Origin of the sequence: Flammeovirga sp. OC4 (genome assembly GCF_000812565.1) — a bacterium.
Classification (GTDB): Bacteria; Bacteroidota; Bacteroidia; order Cytophagales; family Flammeovirgaceae; genus Flammeovirga.
Genome location: NZ_JTAM01000001.1, coordinates 128,088 through 146,851, shown reverse-complemented (window position 1 = coordinate 146,851; position 18,764 = coordinate 128,088). Strand labels below are relative to the sequence as shown.

At 34.4% G+C, this 18,764-nt stretch carries 28 protein-coding genes; 17 read left to right on the top strand and 11 right to left on the bottom strand.

The window, feature by feature from the left end; all coding sequences use genetic code 11:
• Positions 1-2: 2 nt before the first annotated feature.
• Genes PL77_RS00670 through PL77_RS00610 form a run of 13 tightly spaced genes read left to right on the top strand, consistent with a single transcriptional unit; the run spans position 3 to position 10,570 of the window.
• Positions 3-320: a hypothetical protein gene (locus tag PL77_RS00670; protein ID WP_044200663.1), complete on the top strand. Its 318-nt coding sequence runs from the start codon at positions 3-5 to the stop codon at positions 318-320.
• Positions 301-831, top strand: coding sequence for a hypothetical protein (locus PL77_RS00665; protein WP_044200661.1), 531 nt, complete (start codon positions 301-303; stop codon positions 829-831). The genes PL77_RS00670 and PL77_RS00665 overlap by 20 nt, the downstream gene beginning before the upstream one ends.
• On the top strand, positions 824-1,162 hold the full coding sequence (locus PL77_RS00660; protein ID WP_044200659.1) for a phage head closure protein: 339 nt from the start codon (positions 824-826) through the stop codon (positions 1,160-1,162). Before PL77_RS00665 ends, PL77_RS00660 begins: the two co-directional genes overlap by 8 nt.
• On the top strand, positions 1,152-1,622 hold the full coding sequence (locus PL77_RS00655) for a hypothetical protein (RefSeq protein ID WP_044200658.1): 471 nt from the start codon (positions 1,152-1,154) through the stop codon (positions 1,620-1,622). Before PL77_RS00660 ends, PL77_RS00655 begins: the two co-directional genes overlap by 11 nt.
• Positions 1,619-1,972: a DUF3168 domain-containing protein gene (locus tag PL77_RS00650; protein WP_044200656.1), complete on the top strand. Its 354-nt coding sequence runs from the start codon at positions 1,619-1,621 to the stop codon at positions 1,970-1,972. The genes PL77_RS00655 and PL77_RS00650 overlap by 4 nt, the downstream gene beginning before the upstream one ends.
• 1 nt (position 1,973) lies before the next feature.
• A complete protein-coding gene (locus PL77_RS00645) occupies positions 1,974-2,402 on the top strand; it encodes a hypothetical protein (RefSeq protein WP_044200654.1) in 429 nt (142 codons plus the stop codon).
• Between the two features lie 13 nt (positions 2,403-2,415).
• Positions 2,416-2,838, top strand: coding sequence for a hypothetical protein (locus tag PL77_RS00640; protein WP_044200652.1), 423 nt, complete (start codon positions 2,416-2,418; stop codon positions 2,836-2,838).
• 23 nt (positions 2,839-2,861) lie between these two features.
• Positions 2,862-3,236, top strand: a complete 375-nt coding sequence (locus PL77_RS00635; protein WP_044200651.1) for a hypothetical protein — start codon at positions 2,862-2,864, stop codon at positions 3,234-3,236.
• A complete protein-coding gene (locus PL77_RS30055) occupies positions 3,223-5,595 on the top strand; it encodes a phage tail tape measure protein (protein ID WP_052444059.1) in 2,373 nt (790 codons plus the stop codon). The genes PL77_RS00635 and PL77_RS30055 overlap by 14 nt, the downstream gene beginning before the upstream one ends.
• A complete protein-coding gene (locus PL77_RS00625) occupies positions 5,589-7,352 on the top strand; it encodes a hypothetical protein (RefSeq protein WP_044200649.1) in 1,764 nt (587 codons plus the stop codon). The genes PL77_RS30055 and PL77_RS00625 overlap by 7 nt, the downstream gene beginning before the upstream one ends.
• A 2-nt stretch (positions 7,353-7,354) precedes the next feature.
• Positions 7,355-7,741: a hypothetical protein gene (locus PL77_RS00620; RefSeq protein WP_044200646.1), complete on the top strand. Its 387-nt coding sequence runs from the start codon at positions 7,355-7,357 to the stop codon at positions 7,739-7,741.
• Between the two features lies 1 nt (position 7,742).
• A complete protein-coding gene (locus PL77_RS00615) occupies positions 7,743-10,235 on the top strand; it encodes a hypothetical protein (protein WP_044200644.1) in 2,493 nt (830 codons plus the stop codon).
• Between the two features lie 8 nt (positions 10,236-10,243).
• Entirely contained in the window at positions 10,244-10,570 is a 327-nt protein-coding gene (locus tag PL77_RS00610; RefSeq protein WP_044200642.1) for a hypothetical protein, read from the top strand.
• 107 nt (positions 10,571-10,677) lie between these two features.
• On the opposite strand, the gene PL77_RS00605 is transcribed toward PL77_RS00610, so the two are convergent.
• The 11 genes from PL77_RS00605 to PL77_RS00560 all read right to left on the bottom strand — a co-directional run bounded on the left by PL77_RS00605 (position 10,678) and on the right by PL77_RS00560 (position 15,328).
• The gene (locus tag PL77_RS00605; protein WP_044200640.1) at positions 10,678-11,034 is read right to left on the bottom strand and encodes a hypothetical protein; all 357 of its coding nucleotides are present in this window, start codon (positions 11,032-11,034) and stop codon (positions 10,678-10,680) included.
• The gene (locus PL77_RS00600) at positions 11,018-11,203 is read right to left on the bottom strand and encodes a hypothetical protein (RefSeq protein WP_044200639.1); all 186 of its coding nucleotides are present in this window, start codon (positions 11,201-11,203) and stop codon (positions 11,018-11,020) included. The genes PL77_RS00605 and PL77_RS00600 overlap by 17 nt, the downstream gene beginning before the upstream one ends.
• The gene (locus tag PL77_RS00595; RefSeq protein WP_044200637.1) at positions 11,196-11,621 is read right to left on the bottom strand and encodes a hypothetical protein; all 426 of its coding nucleotides are present in this window, start codon (positions 11,619-11,621) and stop codon (positions 11,196-11,198) included. Before PL77_RS00595 ends, PL77_RS00600 begins: the two co-directional genes overlap by 8 nt.
• A gap of 74 nt (positions 11,622-11,695) precedes the next feature.
• On the bottom strand, positions 11,696-12,472 hold the full coding sequence (locus PL77_RS00590; RefSeq protein ID WP_044200636.1) for a hypothetical protein: 777 nt from the start codon (positions 12,470-12,472) through the stop codon (positions 11,696-11,698).
• Between the two features lie 21 nt (positions 12,473-12,493).
• Complete coding sequence (locus PL77_RS00585) at positions 12,494-13,513, bottom strand: hypothetical protein (protein ID WP_044200633.1); 1,020 nt, start codon at positions 13,511-13,513, stop codon at positions 12,494-12,496.
• Positions 13,514-13,579: 66 nt separating this feature from the next.
• Positions 13,580-13,810: a hypothetical protein gene (locus PL77_RS00580; protein WP_044200631.1), complete on the bottom strand. Its 231-nt coding sequence runs from the start codon at positions 13,808-13,810 to the stop codon at positions 13,580-13,582.
• Positions 13,811-13,814: 4 nt separating this feature from the next.
• Positions 13,815-14,153, bottom strand: coding sequence for a hypothetical protein (locus PL77_RS00575; RefSeq protein ID WP_044200630.1), 339 nt, complete (start codon positions 14,151-14,153; stop codon positions 13,815-13,817).
• A 6-nt stretch (positions 14,154-14,159) separates the two neighbouring features.
• Entirely contained in the window at positions 14,160-14,549 is a 390-nt protein-coding gene (locus tag PL77_RS00570; RefSeq protein ID WP_044200628.1) for a hypothetical protein, read from the bottom strand.
• Between the two features lie 2 nt (positions 14,550-14,551).
• Complete coding sequence (locus PL77_RS31675) at positions 14,552-14,719, bottom strand: hypothetical protein (protein ID WP_156152196.1); 168 nt, start codon at positions 14,717-14,719, stop codon at positions 14,552-14,554.
• A 4-nt stretch (positions 14,720-14,723) separates the two neighbouring features.
• Positions 14,724-14,981 (bottom strand): hypothetical protein, encoded by a 258-nt coding sequence (locus PL77_RS00565; RefSeq protein WP_044200626.1) that lies wholly within the window; start codon positions 14,979-14,981, stop codon positions 14,724-14,726.
• A 2-nt stretch (positions 14,982-14,983) separates the two neighbouring features.
• Complete coding sequence (locus PL77_RS00560) at positions 14,984-15,328, bottom strand: LysM peptidoglycan-binding domain-containing protein (protein WP_156152195.1); 345 nt, start codon at positions 15,326-15,328, stop codon at positions 14,984-14,986.
• Between the two features lie 199 nt (positions 15,329-15,527).
• Here PL77_RS00560 and PL77_RS00555 point away from each other — a divergent pair, with 199 nt between their 5' ends.
• From PL77_RS00555 to PL77_RS00540, 4 genes are all read left to right on the top strand, one after another.
• Positions 15,528-16,019, top strand: a complete 492-nt coding sequence (locus PL77_RS00555; protein ID WP_044200622.1) for a hypothetical protein — start codon at positions 15,528-15,530, stop codon at positions 16,017-16,019.
• A 99-nt stretch (positions 16,020-16,118) separates the two neighbouring features.
• Positions 16,119-16,766, top strand: coding sequence for a ribulose-phosphate 3-epimerase (gene rpe, locus PL77_RS00550; RefSeq protein ID WP_044200620.1), 648 nt, complete (start codon positions 16,119-16,121; stop codon positions 16,764-16,766).
• A 76-nt stretch (positions 16,767-16,842) separates the two neighbouring features.
• On the top strand, positions 16,843-18,117 hold the full coding sequence (locus PL77_RS00545) for an aspartate kinase (RefSeq protein WP_044200618.1): 1,275 nt from the start codon (positions 16,843-16,845) through the stop codon (positions 18,115-18,117).
• A 190-nt stretch (positions 18,118-18,307) separates the two neighbouring features.
• Positions 18,308-18,727: a hypothetical protein gene (locus PL77_RS00540; RefSeq protein WP_044200616.1), complete on the top strand. Its 420-nt coding sequence runs from the start codon at positions 18,308-18,310 to the stop codon at positions 18,725-18,727.
• Positions 18,728-18,764: the final 37 nt, after the last annotated feature.

Genomic DNA, 18,764 nt, shown 5'->3' with positions numbered 1-18,764 from the left:
TCATGGAGATTAGAATATTAAAACAGTTAACAGGGCCGTTTAAATACGGTTCTGTTCATACTGTTTCTGAAAAAGAAGGTAAATCTTTTATTCGTCTTGGATATGCAGAGGACACCGAAGGAGTAGTTACAAAAGAAATTGCTCAGTCAGAGTTTCTTGAAGATCAAAAAGAAGAAGAGGAGCAAAACCAAGAAGATTCAGAAAAAGAAATCATCAAGCAATTACAAGACGAATACGAAAGCATTACTGGTAAAGATACCCGTGTTCGTACTATTGAAAAGCTTGAAAAAATGATTGAGTATGCAAAGAATAATTCTTAGTGGTGGTACTTCAATATTGACCGTTGAAAAATGCAAAAAAGAATTGCGTTTGATGGAGGATGAAACCTATGAAGATGATTTAATAGGTGAAAATATTGAAGTTGCTGAAGAGATGTTGAAAGATTTTACGGGCCAAACATTCAGGAACCAAATAGTACAATATAAATTATATGATGCTGTTTATGAATTCTTGATTGTTGATTCTCCTTTGATTTCAATTGATAGCTGTACAGTTACAAACAATGATGATTCAACATTTGACCCGACTTATTCACAAAGCATTGTTGATGGCAGGGTATTACTTTCTTTTGATGATTACGACCGAACAGAATTCAGCGAATTAAACATTACTGTAACGGTGGGTTATAATGCCAGTTCTATTCCTGCAAAAGCTTTGAAGGTTATGAAGTCATTAGTTGTTCAAATGCATTTAGACCGTGAAAATCCACCTTCAGCACATTGGCAAAACCTTATAGATAATTTACGATTACCATTCATAGAGTATGAATAAAATTGGTGAAAGAAACTGTTTTATTACGATTGAGAAAAAAGAAAATTCAATTGATGAAAACGGCAGGGAGGTTGACAACTGGGTAAAGTTTGCTGACCGTTGGGCAAAAGTGAAACCGAAACGTGTCAATGAAAGTCAGCAAGAGGGGCAAACGGTTTCTTTCTTTGTGACGGACTTCATTATTGATTATATGTTTGACAGACAAATAACAGCCGATATGAGAGTTTTATATAACGGTGGTTACTTTGTTATAGTTGGACACTATAAAGACCCTTTCCGTAAGTATGAGGTGATTACAGCCGATACAAACGACAGTAACTATGAAGATTGAGACAGACCTTCAAGGAGCTAAACAGTTAAAGAAGTTTTGGGCTAAGGTTCCTTATTCTGCAAGGGATAGATTAGAACGAAAGATTCTAAGAGATTCAGCCAATGTAATAGCCAGAGAAGCAAAGAAAAATGTAGAACCTTATGTTCCTTCACTGGCAAAAGGTTTAAAGGTTACTGTTTTAAGAAGTACTATAGAATCAAGTACTGCAAAAGTTAGTGTAAAAGGTAAAGCTAACCCACTTCAACATCTTTGGGAACTAGGAACCAAAGAACACAAACCCAAATCAAAAAAACTAATGGCTTTCACTTGGGATCTTGAAAAGGTCTTTGCAAGGAAAGTAAAAGGTATCAAAGGTATTCAATTCCTTGGCAGGGCTTTCCAGACGAAAGGAGGACAAGCAGTTGACAAGATGATTACACAATTAAAGAAATATATAGACGGAGAATTTAAGAGTTTATGATTTACGCTGAAGATGTAGTAACAAAGCTTAAAGACAATTCAGAAGTCAATAGTTGGACCAATGGCAGGGTATATGATTTTATTCGACCTCAGTTGAAAAAATGTCCTGCAATAGTAGTCCATGTCAAAAACACCCCAACAGCTATAAAAGGCAGTTATATTGATGATTCAGCAGATTTGACAATCTATTGTTTTGAAGATAATTATAAAAATGCTAGAACATTATCGGATAAAGTATTGACCGCTTTGGATGATTGGGTACAAACTATAATGAACATTACCTCAATAGATGATGAATATTTAGAAGAGGTACAGACATATGCAAAAGTTATCACATTTAAAATAATTTAATATGCCAACGGATTCAGGTAAAAAATACCGTACTCGTGTTTCGGAGGATGACGGTACAAATTGGTTGACGATCGGATATACTACTGAAGATAATATTAATGTTACACCAGAGTATGACGATACAGAAACAAAAGATTCAAATGAACAAACATTGACGGGTGTTCCTTTTTCATTGGACCTTTCTGCAATGCAGTTTACAGATGTAAACGCAAATTTGACAGGAAAAGAAAAACTGTTTGAATTGATGATTGCAGATACAAGAATCAAAATTCAGCAAGGGGTTTTTGAAGACGGTGAAAAGATCTGGGAGGGTTACGGTAAAGTAGGCGAGCTTTCAGAAACAAACAATGTTTCTTCCAAGTCTGAAAATTCATTCACATTAAACGGCGAAAAAGACACTCTTACACGAGTTACTTATTCAGCCACTTAATCTTTAAAAATAAATGGGTAAAAGATACAAACCAAAGAAAGCAACTTCAACATTTGGCGGGGTTGCTTTCCGCTTCAACAACTGGGCTTTGATGCAAGCAATGATTGACCAAGGCAAACAGAAAGCAATTGAGGCGAAAGAAGAGGGTACAGAAATTGAAATCAACATGACTGATGACGGTTCTTTTTCAAATGAAATGATTGAGAACTACATGTATTTTTCACAAAGGACCTACAAAAAGGAAGACTTTATTTTGTGGTTGCAAGATCAAGACATGATGACAATACAAAAGCTTTTTTCTGAAGCTGGTAAGTCAATCATGGATCATGACCATGTTTTGCAATCTCAAGTAAAGGAAAACAAGGAAGGTAAAAAAAAATTGAAGAAGACATCTGGATCAGTATCATTGCAAAAGCAAGAGCCAGATACGGAATAAAGAAAAAGGAGTTTCTTTTTAAAATGAATTGGGCAGAGTATACCGCAATTGTTCACGAATCAGAATTACTGAGAGAAGAAGAAAACCGTACTTTTGCCCTTTCTGCTTTTATACTAGCAAATTCTAATAGAGACGAAAAGAAACAACCTTCACCTTTTGCACTTTCTGATTTTGCACCCACACCACGACATGATTATTACACTAAAGATGATGTTGAAAGTGATCAAGGGGAAAGCAAAGGTTTTGATGAAGACGAATTCAGAGCATTACTTTATTTAGAGGGTGAACTATTGGCATTCAAAAAGACCAACGAAGAGGACGTAAACCGACTGATTGAAAAGGGTTACTTACCGAAAGACATAAAAGAAAAACATTTAAAAGAACATGGCAGGGGGTAAATTAGTTGTTCGTGTAGGAGCAAATCTAAAAGACTTTGAAAGGTCAATGCAAAGATTGTCTCGCAGGATGGAACGGATGACTCGTGACATCAAAGAGACAGGCGAAAAAATGACATTGGCTTTAAGTGTTCCAATTGTTGCTTTTGCGGCAGATACAGCAAAAGCGGCAGCGGAATTTGATACGGCTATGTCACGTGTAGGTGTTTTGTCTGCTGCTACTGGTAAAGACTTAGAATCATTGACCGCAAAAGCCCGTGAACTTGGTGGCAGTACTGTTTATTCAGCAAAAGAAGTAGCACAAGCAATGGGTTACTTGGCACAAGCAGGATTTAACGCACAACAACAATTTGACAGTGTAGCGGGTGTTCTTGATTTAGCAACAGCAGGAGCGACAGACCTTGCAAGAGCTTCTGACATTGCCAGCGATATTTTAACGGGCTTTGGAAAATCGGCTAGTGAGATAAACGATGTTAATGATGTGTTAGTAGGTACATTCACCAAAACAAACACCTCGTTAGAAACCCTTTATGAAACAATGAAATATGTTGCACCCGTGGCAACTTCAGCAGGATTGAGCATTGAAGAAATGAGTGCGGCGGCGGGTATTCTAGGGAACAATGCAATTAAGGGAAGTCAAGCAGGAACAGGACTGAGAACCATTATTTCAAGATTGATCGACCCACCAAAAGAAGCGGCGGCGGCTTTAGAAAAATTAGGGGTTGAGTTTGGAGAGAACGCCGTTAAGTCAAAAGGGTTGATAGGGATCTTTCAAGATCTTCAGAATAAAGGAGCAACAACAACCGATATTTTTAGAATCTTTGGCCGTGAAGCTTCAAGCAGTGCAACAGTACTTCTTAAGTCGGCGGATGAATATTCAAAGTTTGCAACAGAGCTTGAAAACGTTGGAGGTATAGCCAACAAAGTTGCAACAGGTTCTCTTTCTCCATTGGAAAGAGCTTGGAAAAGTATGCAATCTGCTTTCCAAGAATTTCAATTGATTGTGGCGAATAGTGGCCTTACTGAGTTTGCAACTTCACTTCTCAACAATGTTAGTGGTTTGATCAAACAAATATCAAAGCTTAATCCAGTCATTTTAAAATGGGGTTCTATCATTGCAGGAGTTACCGCATTAATGGGGCCGCTACTATTGGCTATTTCTGGTATGATCACTTTCTTACCTCAATTTTTGGCAGGAATCAGCGTATTAACAGGTGCATTCTCAACATTAAGCGGTTTATTAGTTACGGCGGCAGGTTCAATGATGGCTTTAGTTAGTTCGTTTACAATCTTAGGAACAAGTGTTGGTATTATTGCAAAATCAGTAATAGACTCTTTTTCTGTCATTGGTAATTTTATAAGAAAGACCCTTTTAGAAATAGAATTTGAGTTCTTATTATGGGAATCAAACATATTAAGAGCGTTAGACAGTTTCTTTCAAAAGATCAATAAACTATCGAGTGTTATTGGTGGCCCTCAAATAAGAGTGTTTGACGAAAACCAACAAAAAGCATTAGGAGAAGAATTAAAACAAGTGCATACAGCCCTTCAGGACATTGGAGATTTGACTTTTGATGATGTTTTGGTAAACATGGCTGATAGTGTAGATAATTCTTTTGATTATCTGTTTGGAGGTGTTGAAACAAAATTGAAATCATTGTTAGCAGATTTCAATAGAAATTTATTCAATGGAGGTTCACCAGTAGCAGAACGCCCCGAAGGTGGTGAAAGTGGAGGTTCTTTATCTCCTTCTTATTCTCAAATGAATTTACCTAGTCTTGAAGCCCCCGACAAAGTTGCATTGTTTGTTCCAGAGAAATTGACAGAGGAACAATTAAAGAACCTTCAAAAGTTAGAAGCACAGGTGCAGAAATTGGAAGAGTCAACTTTAAACTCATTTTCTGCAATGGGTAAATCAATGATTGATAATCTTGGGAAAGGTGAGGAAGGTTTTAAATCGTTCTTCAAAAGTGTTGCGAAAATAATACTTGATCTGATTGCAAACTATGCAACACAAGCAATGGCAGGTTTAGCGGCAAAAGAAATAGCGTCAAAAGGTCTTTTCGGGCTGATTACCGCAGGAACAGGTATTGGAGTTGTTCAAGGAATGTTTAGCGGGTTTTCTGGACAAATAGACTCTTTTGCCAGTGGTGGTATTTCTGGTGAAAATAGTGTGTACAGAAAAGCCGAAGGAGGTCAAAGAGAAATGTCATTACCTATCAACCGTATTACGTCAGTTCTTGGGAATACGGGTTCTAATAACGGTATCGATTTTCAACCCGTTAGTGATACGGATTTATACAGAGTTGTAAAAAAGGCAGAGGAAAGAGAAAACAGAACTTTAGGTACTTCAACATGGTAATTAATTACGAAAGAGGTTCAAGCCAATACCAGATAGAAATAACAGGTTTTGTGTTATCTGGTCAAGATATGGTATTAGCAAAGGGAGGAGCTAGAACAACCTATTCTTCAGATGATGTTTATTACCCTTATTCTGATTTAATACGGTCCTCATTTGAGGTCACTATTCATGGTAGAAACATTTCAATAATACTTCCTTATTTAGCTGAACAGAAAGATTTGAAAGTAACTCACAAAAAAGACGGTGTTGTTATCTTTCGTGGTTTTTTGGATCCAAAAGACATTAATATTGAAAGAGGGTATATCGATAAAGTGAGGTTTATTTTTGCTGATTTATTTGAACTACTGAATAATACAAAAATCATAAGGTATGATAAGCTTGTACCTTATCAGGGCACTTTTATTTGTAAGGGCAGATACTATTTAATCTATTATTTTTTGTTTTACATGTTGAAAGATGTGGGTATCGTTGATTCTGTAAATGATATGCAAAAGCACATCAATGTAAAAATAAGAACTGATAAGTATGTTGATGACACGAGTATTGGTATTGATATAAAACAGTATTGCGATCAGAATATGTCAATCACTGAAGCTTTGAAAGATATTATGAAGGGTTTGCGGGCAACATGTTTTTTAAGGGGTGATGTGATTCATATTGTAGATTTCTGCAATGATTATACAAAGTTATCATCATATGATCTTGACGGGTTAATAACAAACTATAATTCTGAAAGCTTTCTGAACAATGGATATAATGTGACAACCCAAGATAATTATAATGAAAATCTACTTTTTAACGGTGATGTGAATTGTGCTTTTAGCAGTGGTTTTTTCCCAAGTTGGAATATTAGAGTTTATGAAGAAAGTGGAGCCGTTAAAACAAAAATGATTGTTGATAATAATTTAAGTGCTTCATGGATATTTGACACTGGGGTTTCATGGACTACTAAAGAAGGGGGTAAGTATTCAGGGCTTTTTAAATTGAGCGTTAATTATGTACAGGAAATGTTACTTACTAACTACGATGCTGAATACGGTGTAAAGTTTGGTATTTACTACATTTCTGAAGTTTCAAAACACTATAGATTAAATAGTGATGGAAGTTGGACCTATTTATTCTTTTCTTCTGCAACTGGTGGAGATTACTTCAATGAAGGATTCTTGACAGTAGATGAAAATCAGCGATATACAGGTGAAATGTACACCGCTTTAAACAGAGGTGAAGATTTTATTGCGGGTGAATTTAAAAGCATGGACTTTTCACAAGAAATAGCATTTCATAAACCGATAGATTACGGAGCTGAAGAAAACGGTTATTATTATGTTATTCTCACTTCAGGAAGTTACTTTTTGAATCTAACTGATTTTGAAAAAGCTATAACAGGTTGTAAGCTTGAAATAGTTGAAAACGGAATACAATCAAAAATAAAAAGGGGTGTTTCATTTCCTGCAATCAATGACACAAAAAGAAAGGAGATTGAAAAATATGCTCATTTTGTTGCAGGAAAACACGGGGTTCATTACAAAGGATTTTTGTACACAGAGGATGAAAAAGATTATGAAAGCGACATTCTCACAAAGTATAATGAGTTCACCAATTCAAACAAGCACACAATAAAATTTAAAGGTTTTCATGACCTCGATATTAATAATGAATTTACAAAAAGTTCTCTTCGATTATTCCCAACACGATTAAGTGTTAATCATGAATCGGGGTATTGCTCAGGGGAATTTTTAGATATAATTGAATCTTAAAAATGACAGAATTACACGAAGGAAAATTTATAATCTTGTCATTGGATGGTGAAGAGTTAGCAAACCAAGATTCAATGACGTTGAATTCACAAGCAAAGGAAATTGAAGTGCTTTCCACTTTTTACGGAAGTGCACAGTTTATCATTGATACAGTTTCGCATTTCATCACATGTACTGGTTTAACCGCAAAAAATCCTGATAAGAAACTTTTCAACGCATTAAAAAACAGAACTCTTATGAATTTTGCTTCAGCATTTGAGCAATCAGAGGGGTACAGTACAATTGTAGGTGAATGTTATTGTACTAATTATCAATTGACATCTGAAGTAAAAGGTTATTCAACATTTTCAGCAACACTAAGAGTAACTGGGGATTTAGACTGGAATTAATATGAAAGCGATAGTTTGGAAAAAAAACAAAATTTACATTAATGGTGTAAGTATTGGTTCGTGTACTTCTGTAAAATGGAAAACAGAACAGCCCTCCAATGAAGTTCCTTTAAAAGCCAACAGACACAATGATATTAACGAACATCATCAAATTGATGCTTTGAATGTTGATATTAATTTAAACGGCCTTGGCAGATACAATGAAGATACTCTTTTTGATTTTGTGGAGTGGGCTAAGAACAAAACTGTAAAAACAATACGAATCACAAACGGAACCAGTATAGGCGATAGATTTATACAGGTAGATGCACGTTGTACGGTAGTAGATGAAGGAGATGAAAGCAAAACTATAAAATACAATGTAGGTCTAAAAGGTATAGCCAATTTCAAGCAGGGGAAAGTTGTACCAGAGCCCCTTTATACATTTACTTCAGCAAAAACAGGAATCATAAATATTAATGCAACTGGAGTCGGTACTGATGTGTATTTCTTGGACCAAGACGGCAACCCGCTTTCAATGCCTTATGAAGCAGCAGCAAGCAGAGAAAAACCATTGATCATAAACATGTATGACACGAATGGTAAAACCCTTGCTGATTATACGGAATTAACCGCAGTGAATTGCGGTTTAATTGGTATTTATGATTTTTCAGCATGGGTAAAACTTACCAATGCAGATTTAGAAGGGAATGCCTTTGATGAAATTATAACAATTGACGAGCAGTTTGATACTGGTACTTTATCAGTAATGAATTCTTTTGTTGATGCAACAAAGTTTTCAACATTCATTCTAGCATTTAATTCAATAATGACAACAAGTCGTTCAAGTGTTCTTGATGTTGGAACAATTGACGATCCTTTAATGCTTGAATCTGGAACCCTTGAACATAGTGCAATTACTTCGCTTAATGCTAAAGGTTGGACGGTGAGCGTTGTATCTAATAAGTTATTAACTGCAACTATTGAGGGTTCAAGAATAATCCAACCTTCAGGAGTTTTGACGGCGGAGGGTTCTTTGCTGTATACTTTAAACGGTGAGCCTATTTCTAATATTACTTATGGAGATATAAACCCTAATTCATTTGATGTTAAAACGGGTGATGTATTGGAGTGTTGGTATGCTAATGTAACTAATGATTTATTGGGGTTATCAGTTATAGAACTAAGTTCAAGTTTATTAACTAGGATCTTGTCAGAAGACTTGATTCTATCATCAACAGTAAAAATCGTACTAAAGAATAATCCTCATTTTGATTTCAATGAATTATATAATGAGTTTTTGAACTATCAAGGTGTGATTACAATGAGTATAGATGCTTTTGATCATACAAATCAAGTTGGTTTAGATATTTCACTTTTAAAATGGAGATTGATTGAAGAAAAAGGGATGAACATAATTCATGCTGATTTTTTATGTAAATATTACACTCAATTTACAGGTATAGGCTCACATTATCCTCCTAGAGTGTATGATGAAAATGGTAATGAAGCTCAAAATAATAATCGTTATCCCGTATCTGATGACAATCAAAACATTTGGTATGCAATAGCATCTATCAATTCGTCAGTATATCGAATAAGCAACCCTTGGAGAGCAACAATAGATTACTCTTATGAGAAGTGTTCTTTCAAGAATATTACTTATCCAAATCTTCAACAATTGGGCGTTACAGGTGATTATTCACAAGATGAAGATGGAGACACAAGTAATGTTGAGAATGTTATCAACAAGTATAAAAATCCACTCATTCTGAATTTTTTTAATGCTCAGAAAAATATTAACCTTCTTAATTGTGGCGTTGTAAGTTCTAGTGGTGGTAATTCGGGTTATACATATCCCGCTTCACTATTAGAAGTAACTACAACAAAAGACGGTGATTTTTCAAGATGTAATCAACTTCAAGAGCTCGTAACACCCTCTGTCGGTGGCGGTCCATTCAATGTAGTATTACCAACAGCCGGTCAAATGAAAAGAGTTGACACAAGGGGTTGGTGGCAAAATAGAGGACATAAAGTAATAAACGCTAATTTACAAACGCAAGCATCTGCAATATGGCTAAGGTTTGCAGATAATTACCGATTAACGTCTGAAAATGAGGAATTTGATTTTGGCGATAAGCCGAATCTTTTAAACTTCTACATTAATGGACTAAGTAGAGGGAAAAATGCTTCTCAAAGTAATATAAAACAGCTTTTTTGGGATGGAAGCTACAATGAATTTGACGCGAAAGAGTTTTCATTTTCAGATTTCCAGCATTTAAAAATTTTTAGAAATCGTTGGAATTGGCAGGCAAGTAACTGGGATGGTGGTTGGACACGTAAACATCAATTCTTAGATGAGCTTATTGCCCTTGGTGTTAGATCGGGTAATGATAATTTGCTAGATCTTAGTCAAGGTAATGTACATGATGAATTTGCTTCAAAAATTTCTCAATTAGAAGCGAATGGATGGACAATGACATCATTAGGTTTAAATAACCCTGATTTAACATAAAGTGAATTATGGAAAATAAATTAAATCAAATAATAGCAACTGAAGATCAAGTAAATTCAGAAGCAAAAAGAATTGATTGTGCAAAAGAATTTCAATCAAACAAAAATACAATCACAACATTAAAAGCGGACCTTGAAAAAGGTATTCAAGTAAAATCCTATAAACTTGAAGAAGACCAACAAGGCAAGCTATTTTTTGCAGTGACTTTAAAAATTGAAGGTGCTAATATCATTAGTTTCAAAACGCCTGTTACGAAAGAATTGATTGCTCAATGTGTTAAAAACGATTTAAGCATTATTGAAAGTGATATTGAAAAACAAATAGACGAATTATAATTTTAGTTGAGAAGTTTGTAATAAAAAAAAGGCAGGGTGAAATTCACCGTGCCTTTTTGTATTTAAAGCAAACTATTTTTAAGGAAAATATTTTTTGATCATATTATCTAATTGTTAGTTTTTATGATTTGCTTTACTTCTTTTATAAAGTCATCGATTGACCTTATGATTACAGTATCTACACCTTGTTTATTCCAGTCATCATGAACAGCTTTTTGGGTTGCTGAAAGAGTACCAACAGGTGTTTTCAATTCAAAAGGATAAGGTTTGCCCTTATAAATCAACATAAGGTCTGGAACCCCCGCCAATACTCCTTCATCTTTCAGTTTACGCCCTGTTACAGCATCCCTAGCACCACCGTTAGGTACAGCAAAAAGAGAGTTTTTTAAGGCAGGGTAAGAAAGACGGAACCAACGCACGCAAGCACATTGTATCTTGTGTTCTATATCAGATCGCTTTGCCATAAATATTAGTTTCTATTTCTTTACCATTTGTCCAACTGATAGAACATTGATTGGACCACTTATTTTTGTTGTAGTATTCCATTGCTTTATACCATGACCAGAAGCCAGTGTAATTGCAGACAAGAGTTTTTTTGTCTGCAATTCCAACCGTGAATTTTGATTTACTCATTTTTATCTTTTTTTATTGGGAATAACCTTAAAAGCTTTGCAGTGTCGTAGCATCCTTCTTTATCTACGTAATTATTTACGTCGTAGTCGTTAGTCAAAGATAACTGTTTTTCCTCATCCTTCAAAGGTCTGGTTTTGATCTCTAAACCATTAGCATTCACGTATATAATCCTTTGTAGATAAGGATCAATAAGCATTACACATTCATGCTTTACCTCTTCACCGCCAGCCCTCAAATTGTGGCTAACCTCATGTACTTTGTCTTTGAAATGCTTGATTTTGGAATTGAGGTGTTTGTCATACTTCTTTTTTCGATCCTCATACATTTCTTGGTTTTCAATTTCCTTTACCAATTCATCTTTTTTCACGATTGTTTGGGCAGTATCGTACTCCTCGAACCTTGTTATAATTTCGATCATTTTTAAAAATTTAATAGTTGAAGTTTTTACCCTACTGGGTATTAATTATGATACACATTAAGACAAAAGATGTCTTACTTTTTTGACTTGTAAATAGTTGGGTAATAGTCTTTCAAGTTGTAATGACCTTGTTTGATTACAGTCTTAAAGATATTTGTCATCAAATGATAATCGGAGAATTCCCCTTTATGTCTATTGAATGTTGAAAGTATGACTTTTGAAGACTGTTCAATGATATTAGCCATGTGAGCTTCTTTTTCTTCAACAGTTCTTTCATGTTCTACCTTTTCGTCTTGCTTCAGGACAATAGATTTTCTAACCCTTGAAAGTTCATCAAATAGTTTTTGAAATTCTTCAATACCTTCTTTATTCGTATTTAGTATGCCAGAAATAGTGTTGTTAAGTTCAAAAGTGCTTTTGTGTTCTTTCTTCTTTTCCTTAATCATTTTCTTTTCCACCTCGGCAAATGTGGGGAGAACCTTTTCTAACTTTTCATAATCAATCACTACCTCACGGAAATTATTATACTTGATGTGTGATTGAATCAGATTCAATTGATTCAGCTTTTTGATTGTATTTGATACGGTCCTAACGGAAACGCAAACGGCTTTAGCCAAGGAGCTGTTAAAGACTCTTACACATTTGTGTTTTACAATCTTCACTAATTTAATCAGAATGTCTTTTTCTGATTTTGATAAATAGAACTCTTTAAATTTCCTGTTACAAAGCTTCTCAATACCAGAGTAAATTTTACTCCAGTACTGGGAATCTTTGAATTCAATCTCCTTATCTGTTCTATTTCTCAAAGAGTAATCAAACCCTTCCTTCATTTCAATTGTTTCAGAATACATGTTAGACTTGTTTAGTTGTTTTTATGCTGTTTGTTGTTTGTGCTTTAAATAACTTGCAATTTTTTGTGCATTGTGAAATTTGCACATTTCCCCTGCCAATTGCATTGACTTTCTAATTGATTGACCTTGCTTAATCAGATTGGTTGTTTCTGGATATTCTTTGATCAATCTTTCAGCTTTGAAATCTTTATTTACAGTAACCTTCAAAGTTGCTGATTGCGTTGATTTTCGTTGATTAATCACATTTAAGGGCTGATTACCGACAATTGTATCAATATTATAATCAAAGCTAGAATCATTATGATCATCATCAACATATCCAACAGTTGGCTTTTTCTTTTTGTCCGTTGGTGGCGTGGGATTGGTGGGTAATTCATTGATTTTATTATTTGTATTAATCAATGATTCATTCTTAGATTTTCTTTGTGAATCAACCAACCCATAGTTAGAAAGAATGAGAAGTAGATAAGCAATAAGAACACCACCAGAAAGACTTTCACTTTTCTTGTTTGCTTTGTTAGCAGCTTTCTTTATTTCTGTTTTTGCTTCAGATTTTAAAGCATCCAGTTCAGATCTAGCCGTTTTTAATTCAGCCTTCACATTTTCAAATTGTGCTTGCTTGGCCCAGTTGACTTTTCCAATACTCCAATCTGAATTTTTCTTTTTCTGTTCGAGTAGGGAAGTAATATAAACTTGCTTGACATTGACTAAACTATCATAGTGATTTTCAATAATACTCACTTCAGCTTTTTCGGTGTGAATATCAATACCATTAAAGTCAATGTATACCCCAGAGCCAAGAATGATCAAGAACATAAGCAGGGCAGGGGAAGTATAATTTTTATCTTCAATAAATTCCTGAATGGCTTGTTTGCTTAATGCGTGCCCTGCAACACCAAAAACAAATACAGCAATGATCCAAGAATAAACGACTGGTACTAATGAAGCAAAAAAGATTTGCGACCAATACGCCGACCATGCCGACGCAGAAAAACCGATGATTAAAAATATTATATCTGAAAATTTTGTTACCTTTATCATATTCAAGAGAATTTTTTTGAATTCGCAATAATTGAACAGGCCTTGTAATGCGTTACAGGGCTTTTTTTATTTGTAATTTTTAGAAAAAGACTTCTTTGCAATACCCGTTTGTATTTTTGTGCTAATACTTTGATGGTCCCTTGCTTCAGATTCAATTTCGCTTTTCATTTCGTTGTACTCTTCTGTACCTTCAAACTTTTCAAGGTGTTCAAATTCTCCTTGAAGTTCTTTCTTCTCTTTACTAAGTAATGTCAACAGGTAAGCAACTTCATTATTGCTTAATTCAATGTTTATCATGAGGTTATTTATTTTGATGGTTTCTTTCTTTTACTATTTGCCCATAAAGTTCTTTCATTGCTTCATTACAATCCTTTATGTAACCAATGAAAAAGCCTAATGAATTATTGAAATTCTTTTTTTGTAATTCATCTTCCAAAGTGACTTTTTGAAGTTTTTCAATGATTTCTGGAAACTTACAAGATGAAACCAATTCCAATTTTTGAACGGTTGTCATTGTAATAATATGATCAACTAGAGCACTTTGTATTAATGTAGCCTCTTTGCGGTCTAAATCACTCATTGTAACAGCTTCGACCAGTATCTTAATATTATTTACTGTTTCAATAATTCTTACGTCCATAGCTAATTATCTTATGAAAGGGGTGAATTTGATATTTTTCTTAGTGAAAGAAATTCGTCCTTCACCAGCTTGCACAATAAGATTGTGTCTGCATTCAATAGAACAGAAATGGATTTGCTTTGGAGCCCAACCGTAATTATGCCAGAGTGAACGACGATCTTTCATCGAAAATGACTTACCACAGCAAGGGCATTCTTTCACCTCATAAGCTCTATCATGTTTCTTTTCGACAATGAATGCATATTGTTCTGGTGATTGTATAAGAGTATCACTTTTCCCGTCAGTGATTCTTTTATGTTCTTTGAGGTAAGCTTTTAATAATTCCTCACTCACAATTTTATATTCCTCAATTGTGGTAAGGTTATCTGGTATGGTAATAGACTTTAAGATTCTCATGATTAAAAAGGAAAATGTGTGTAATCAATTAATATTTTACCGATCCATATCGACCAACCGCAGCCTTTTTGAAAGTGGAATTGAAATAAAGGTCTGAAGCTCGAATAAGTAACCGTGAAAGATTTTAATTCATTGAATTGTACATCAATGATTGTTTTTATATCACTCATAGGTTTATCGCTTAATTTGTTCAATTACATAATCAGAGTAGGTGATAGTACATTGAGCAAAACTTTTATGAAACATAAGATTTGTTTCAAACTCCATTTCATCTTTAATATTCTTTCTGTATTTATCGATTGAAGATTTACTTAATTGTAATACATCGGCAGTCTCAGAGATTGAATAACCCATTTTCCACATCTCTAATATTCTGTGCTTAATTTCAATAATGATAAACTCATTATTGCATATCCTTTGTGGTTTAGTCATATCTATTTGTTGTTAGGAATTAAAACAATTTGCCCTGCCTTTAATTCATTTGGCTTTGCCACATCGTTAAGGAGTAGGAGTGTACACAAATCAGTGTCATACTTTTTAGAAAGAGAATACCAGGTTATTACATTGTTTGCATCATATTCAGGGATTTGCACTGGGTAATAATTATGAACTTCTCTTAGTTCAATGACATAAGAGATTTGTTCAAAAGTGAAATCACACATTTGAATAGTTTCTTTTTCCTTTTCAAACCCTGCCTTAATAGGATTTACAGGAAATACATTTTGTGAGGTGATAAATATCACTGACAGGATTGCAATTGTTGTTTTTAAATGTTTCATTTGTAATTGAATTAAGATTAAAAAAACATCTTTAAAGCCTTTAGTAAGTCGCATTACTGAAGGCTTTCTTTTTGAATGAAAGAAAAAGTTGTATATTTGTGGATATGAAACCTTTTCTTAATACAAACGTATGAAAGAAAAAATTTCAAAGCAAGAAAAACTTTTGTAAAATTAAATTATAAAATAAAATATTTCGTTCATGGAGAATATAGCTGATAGAATTATTGAGCTTTACAAGCTTGATGAAAGGGGAAATATTAAGAAACTAGCTGAAAGAATGGGGGTTAGCCATACCTCTGTTCAAAACTACCGTTTTTGTGAAACTCCCCCTAAAAACTTGCTGGTACAAATTTCAAAAGACTTTGACGGCAAAGAGGGCAGACCACTTATAAATTGGAATTGGCTTTTTACTGGGATGGAACCTATGTTTAAAAACATGGAAGACTTACCACCAGAGCCACCAACCCCACCAAAGAAAGAAATTACTTTAGAAGCTTTGAAAGATATGATTGTCAAACTTGATAATAAATTATCAAGTGAGATTAGAGATATAAAAAACCAAGCTCAAAAAGATTCTTTTGTAATGTCTGGTTTGATGCACAGAGTTTCTAGTATTGAAACAGGAAACTTGGGAAAGCATAAAGATAATTTTAGAACCTTAGATAGTAACAAAAGAAAAAATGTTGCTTAATAAGGTGATCAATCAACCCTGACTTTTTGTAGTCACGGTTTAAAATTATCTTGTAATAGATTGATTTAAAATATTTTAAACTAAATTTTGGTTTTCGCTATGAAAACACTAATTGCACCTTCAGTATTGGCAGCAGACTTTGCAAATTTGCAGAGAGATGCTGAAATGCTTAATGAAAGCCAAGCGGATTGGTTTCACATTGACATTATGGATGGAATGTTTGTTCCTAACATTTCTTTTGGATTGCCAGTATGTGCAGCCATTAGCAAGCATGCTAAAAAGCCTATGGATGTTCACTTGATGATTGAACAACCTGATCGTTACCTTGAGGATTTTAAGAAAGCAGGAGCTGATATGATTTCAGTACATGCAGAAGCTTGTCCTCATTTACACCGTACAATTCAAAAAATCAAAGAGTTAGGGTTAAAGGCTGGAGTAGCACTTAATCCTCATACTTCTATTGACTGCTTGAGATACTTATTGCATGAAATTGATTATGTATGTATCATGTCAGTTAACCCTGGTTTTGGAGGTCAAAAATTCATTCCAACAACTTACCAAAAAGTAAGAGATTTGAAAGACATGATCGATGAAGCTGGAGCAGAGGTTTTAATTCAGATTGACGGAGGTGTTGATGCTTCCAATGCAGCGAAGTTGAAAGAGGCAGGTGCTACAGTTTTAGTAGCAGGAAGCTATGTTTTTGGGGCTGAAGATCCAAAAGCAGCCATCGAGAAAATTAAATTGTAATATTAGGAAAGAGGTATGGGGAAGAATCGAGTAGATCAATTCTTACCTCTTACCTCTTACCTCTTACCTCAAACAAATGCGTGTATTTAAGTTTGGAGGAGCCTCCGTTAAAAGCGCTGATGCTGTCAGAAATGTCCAAAAGATCATTGGGCAATATTCTGAACAGAAGAATCTAGTGGTGGTCGTCTCTGCCATGGGTAAAACCACAAACCTAATTGAAAAGATAGTTCTGGATGTCATCAAAGGTGAGCCTTTTGAGCATCATATAGATGAATTGAAAAATTTTCACCTGACTATTGCAAAAGAACTGTTTCAAAACCCTCAAGCCAATATTTTTCAGCAAATTGAAAAACTAATTATTGATCTAGAAGGGAAGTTGAACCTTCGCTATTTTTCCGAAGAGGAATTATATGATCAAACCGTTTGTTATGGGGAGTTGCTGTCGACTCACATCGTGTCTGCTTATCTCAATCAAGAGAAAATACCTACTCAATTTCTGGATGCAAGAATCTACATTCAAACGGATGATAATTGGAGAGAAGGTAACGTGGATTGGACTTGGACAGAACGGATGATGAAGGCTGATGTTCCAAAACTTATTGAGGAAAACGTAGTAGTGACACAAGGTTTTATTGGCGGGACGATTAACAATAAGACAACAACACTAGGGAGAGAAGGATCTGACTTTACGGCAGCAATTTTTGGTTACTGTTTGAATGCTGAAAACGTTTGTATTTGGAAAGATGTTCCAGGCATCATGAGTAGCGATCCAAGAAGAGTAGAGGATGTGACACTTTTTTATAAATTACCTTACAAGTATGCTGCTGAGTTAACTTATTACGGAGCATCGGTGATTCACCCTAAAACAATTCGTCCTCTAGCACTTAAAAATATACCTTTACACGTCAACAGCTTCTTAAACCCTGAAGCAAAAGGGACAGTGATTGGTGATTTTGAAACTTCACCTTCCTTGCCTTCCATTATTTTCAAATCAAATCAAACGCTTATCCGATTTGAGGAAAAGGATTTCTTAAATGTAAGTAAGGGAGATTTAGGGTTGGTATTCAGCGAGTTTTCAAAAATGAATATGAAGGTAAATCTCATCAAAAATAGTGCATTGTCATTGTCAATATGTACGAACAATGAGCCTAAGAAAATACAAAAGCTGGAAGAATTATTTCAAGATAAATTTAATATTGAGATCATAGACCAAATGGAATTGGTGACGGTTAAAAACTATAAGGAAGACATCATTCAGCAACTTGGAATAGATTTATCAAAAGTATATATGAGACAAATTTCTTTTGATACTTTACAGATTGTTTTAAAGAAGGAAGATTTGGAGTTGTAGACTAAATTTTCATTTCAACTTATTAATAATAATAGGCTTTTAGAAACTATTTGAAAAAGAGTTTTTTATCACAAACATTACTTTGTATTAACAAAAACTATTACCTATTTTTAATTCATAGACGAAATAATTCTTTTATCTTTAACGTCGAATAAGTAATACATTTACATTTTTATATTTAATCAGATACATGGATACAACTGCAATTGATAAAGCACTAATTGAAATTATTGAGAAGCGTAATCAGTTAAACGCATTATCTTATGAAGATGAGTCTTATGATGATATTGAGGATGAACTTCATGATTTAGAGGATGACTTTATTGACGAGCATGGGGAGACTTTAGAAGACATTATTGGTGACGTCCATGAGGATTTTTCAGTAGATACTGATGTATTATCTCCATTAAGCTATATTGCTCAGAGTTACACAAAAACAGGAGAGAATGAAGTCGGAGCACAATTTGATTGTGACCACGGTCAAGGCGTACCAGTAGAGGTTGACGATCTAGAAAGAAAGCCAACTAAATTGGTGATGATTCCTAACCCATTGAGAATCATTCTTAATATTGATAGCAGAAATAGAAAAATTGTTTGGCAGAACAGCTAGACTTTTTCATTATAACAAAAGATCCCATGGTTAATCG

Excerpts from the sequence above, each read along its gene's own strand:
- PL77_RS00670 (WP_044200663.1), top strand. The coding sequence starts at position 3 with ATGGAGATTAGAATATTAAAACAGTTAACAGGGCCGTTTAAATACGGT.
- PL77_RS00665 (WP_044200661.1), top strand. The coding sequence starts at position 301 with ATGCAAAGAATAATTCTTAGTGGTGGTACTTCAATATTGACCGTTGAA.
- PL77_RS00660 (WP_044200659.1), top strand. The coding sequence starts at position 824 with ATGAATAAAATTGGTGAAAGAAACTGTTTTATTACGATTGAGAAAAAA.
- PL77_RS00655 (WP_044200658.1), top strand. The coding sequence starts at position 1,152 with ATGAAGATTGAGACAGACCTTCAAGGAGCTAAACAGTTAAAGAAGTTT.
- PL77_RS00650 (WP_044200656.1), top strand. The coding sequence starts at position 1,619 with ATGATTTACGCTGAAGATGTAGTAACAAAGCTTAAAGACAATTCAGAA.
- PL77_RS00645 (WP_044200654.1), top strand. The coding sequence starts at position 1,974 with ATGCCAACGGATTCAGGTAAAAAATACCGTACTCGTGTTTCGGAGGAT.
- PL77_RS00640 (WP_044200652.1), top strand. The coding sequence starts at position 2,416 with ATGGGTAAAAGATACAAACCAAAGAAAGCAACTTCAACATTTGGCGGG.
- PL77_RS00635 (WP_044200651.1), top strand. The coding sequence starts at position 2,862 with ATGAATTGGGCAGAGTATACCGCAATTGTTCACGAATCAGAATTACTG.
- PL77_RS30055 (WP_052444059.1), top strand. The coding sequence starts at position 3,223 with ATGGCAGGGGGTAAATTAGTTGTTCGTGTAGGAGCAAATCTAAAAGAC.
- PL77_RS00625 (WP_044200649.1), top strand. The coding sequence starts at position 5,589 with ATGGTAATTAATTACGAAAGAGGTTCAAGCCAATACCAGATAGAAATA.
- PL77_RS00620 (WP_044200646.1), top strand. The coding sequence starts at position 7,355 with ATGACAGAATTACACGAAGGAAAATTTATAATCTTGTCATTGGATGGT.
- PL77_RS00615 (WP_044200644.1), top strand. The coding sequence starts at position 7,743 with ATGAAAGCGATAGTTTGGAAAAAAAACAAAATTTACATTAATGGTGTA.
- PL77_RS00610 (WP_044200642.1), top strand. The coding sequence starts at position 10,244 with ATGGAAAATAAATTAAATCAAATAATAGCAACTGAAGATCAAGTAAAT.
- PL77_RS00605 (WP_044200640.1), bottom strand. The coding sequence starts at position 11,034 with ATGGCAAAGCGATCTGATATAGAACACAAGATACAATGTGCTTGCGTG.
- PL77_RS00600 (WP_044200639.1), bottom strand. The coding sequence starts at position 11,203 with ATGAGTAAATCAAAATTCACGGTTGGAATTGCAGACAAAAAAACTCTT.
- PL77_RS00595 (WP_044200637.1), bottom strand. The coding sequence starts at position 11,621 with ATGATCGAAATTATAACAAGGTTCGAGGAGTACGATACTGCCCAAACA.
- PL77_RS00590 (WP_044200636.1), bottom strand. The coding sequence starts at position 12,472 with ATGTATTCTGAAACAATTGAAATGAAGGAAGGGTTTGATTACTCTTTG.
- PL77_RS00585 (WP_044200633.1), bottom strand. The coding sequence starts at position 13,513 with ATGATAAAGGTAACAAAATTTTCAGATATAATATTTTTAATCATCGGT.
- PL77_RS00580 (WP_044200631.1), bottom strand. The coding sequence starts at position 13,810 with ATGATAAACATTGAATTAAGCAATAATGAAGTTGCTTACCTGTTGACA.
- PL77_RS00575 (WP_044200630.1), bottom strand. The coding sequence starts at position 14,153 with ATGGACGTAAGAATTATTGAAACAGTAAATAATATTAAGATACTGGTC.
- PL77_RS00570 (WP_044200628.1), bottom strand. The coding sequence starts at position 14,549 with ATGAGAATCTTAAAGTCTATTACCATACCAGATAACCTTACCACAATT.
- PL77_RS31675 (WP_156152196.1), bottom strand. The coding sequence starts at position 14,719 with ATGAGTGATATAAAAACAATCATTGATGTACAATTCAATGAATTAAAA.
- PL77_RS00565 (WP_044200626.1), bottom strand. The coding sequence starts at position 14,981 with ATGACTAAACCACAAAGGATATGCAATAATGAGTTTATCATTATTGAA.
- PL77_RS00560 (WP_156152195.1), bottom strand. The coding sequence starts at position 15,328 with ATGAAACATTTAAAAACAACAATTGCAATCCTGTCAGTGATATTTATC.
- PL77_RS00555 (WP_044200622.1), top strand. The coding sequence starts at position 15,528 with ATGGAGAATATAGCTGATAGAATTATTGAGCTTTACAAGCTTGATGAA.
- rpe (WP_044200620.1), top strand. The coding sequence starts at position 16,119 with ATGAAAACACTAATTGCACCTTCAGTATTGGCAGCAGACTTTGCAAAT.
- PL77_RS00545 (WP_044200618.1), top strand. The coding sequence starts at position 16,843 with ATGCGTGTATTTAAGTTTGGAGGAGCCTCCGTTAAAAGCGCTGATGCT.
- PL77_RS00540 (WP_044200616.1), top strand. The coding sequence starts at position 18,308 with ATGGATACAACTGCAATTGATAAAGCACTAATTGAAATTATTGAGAAG.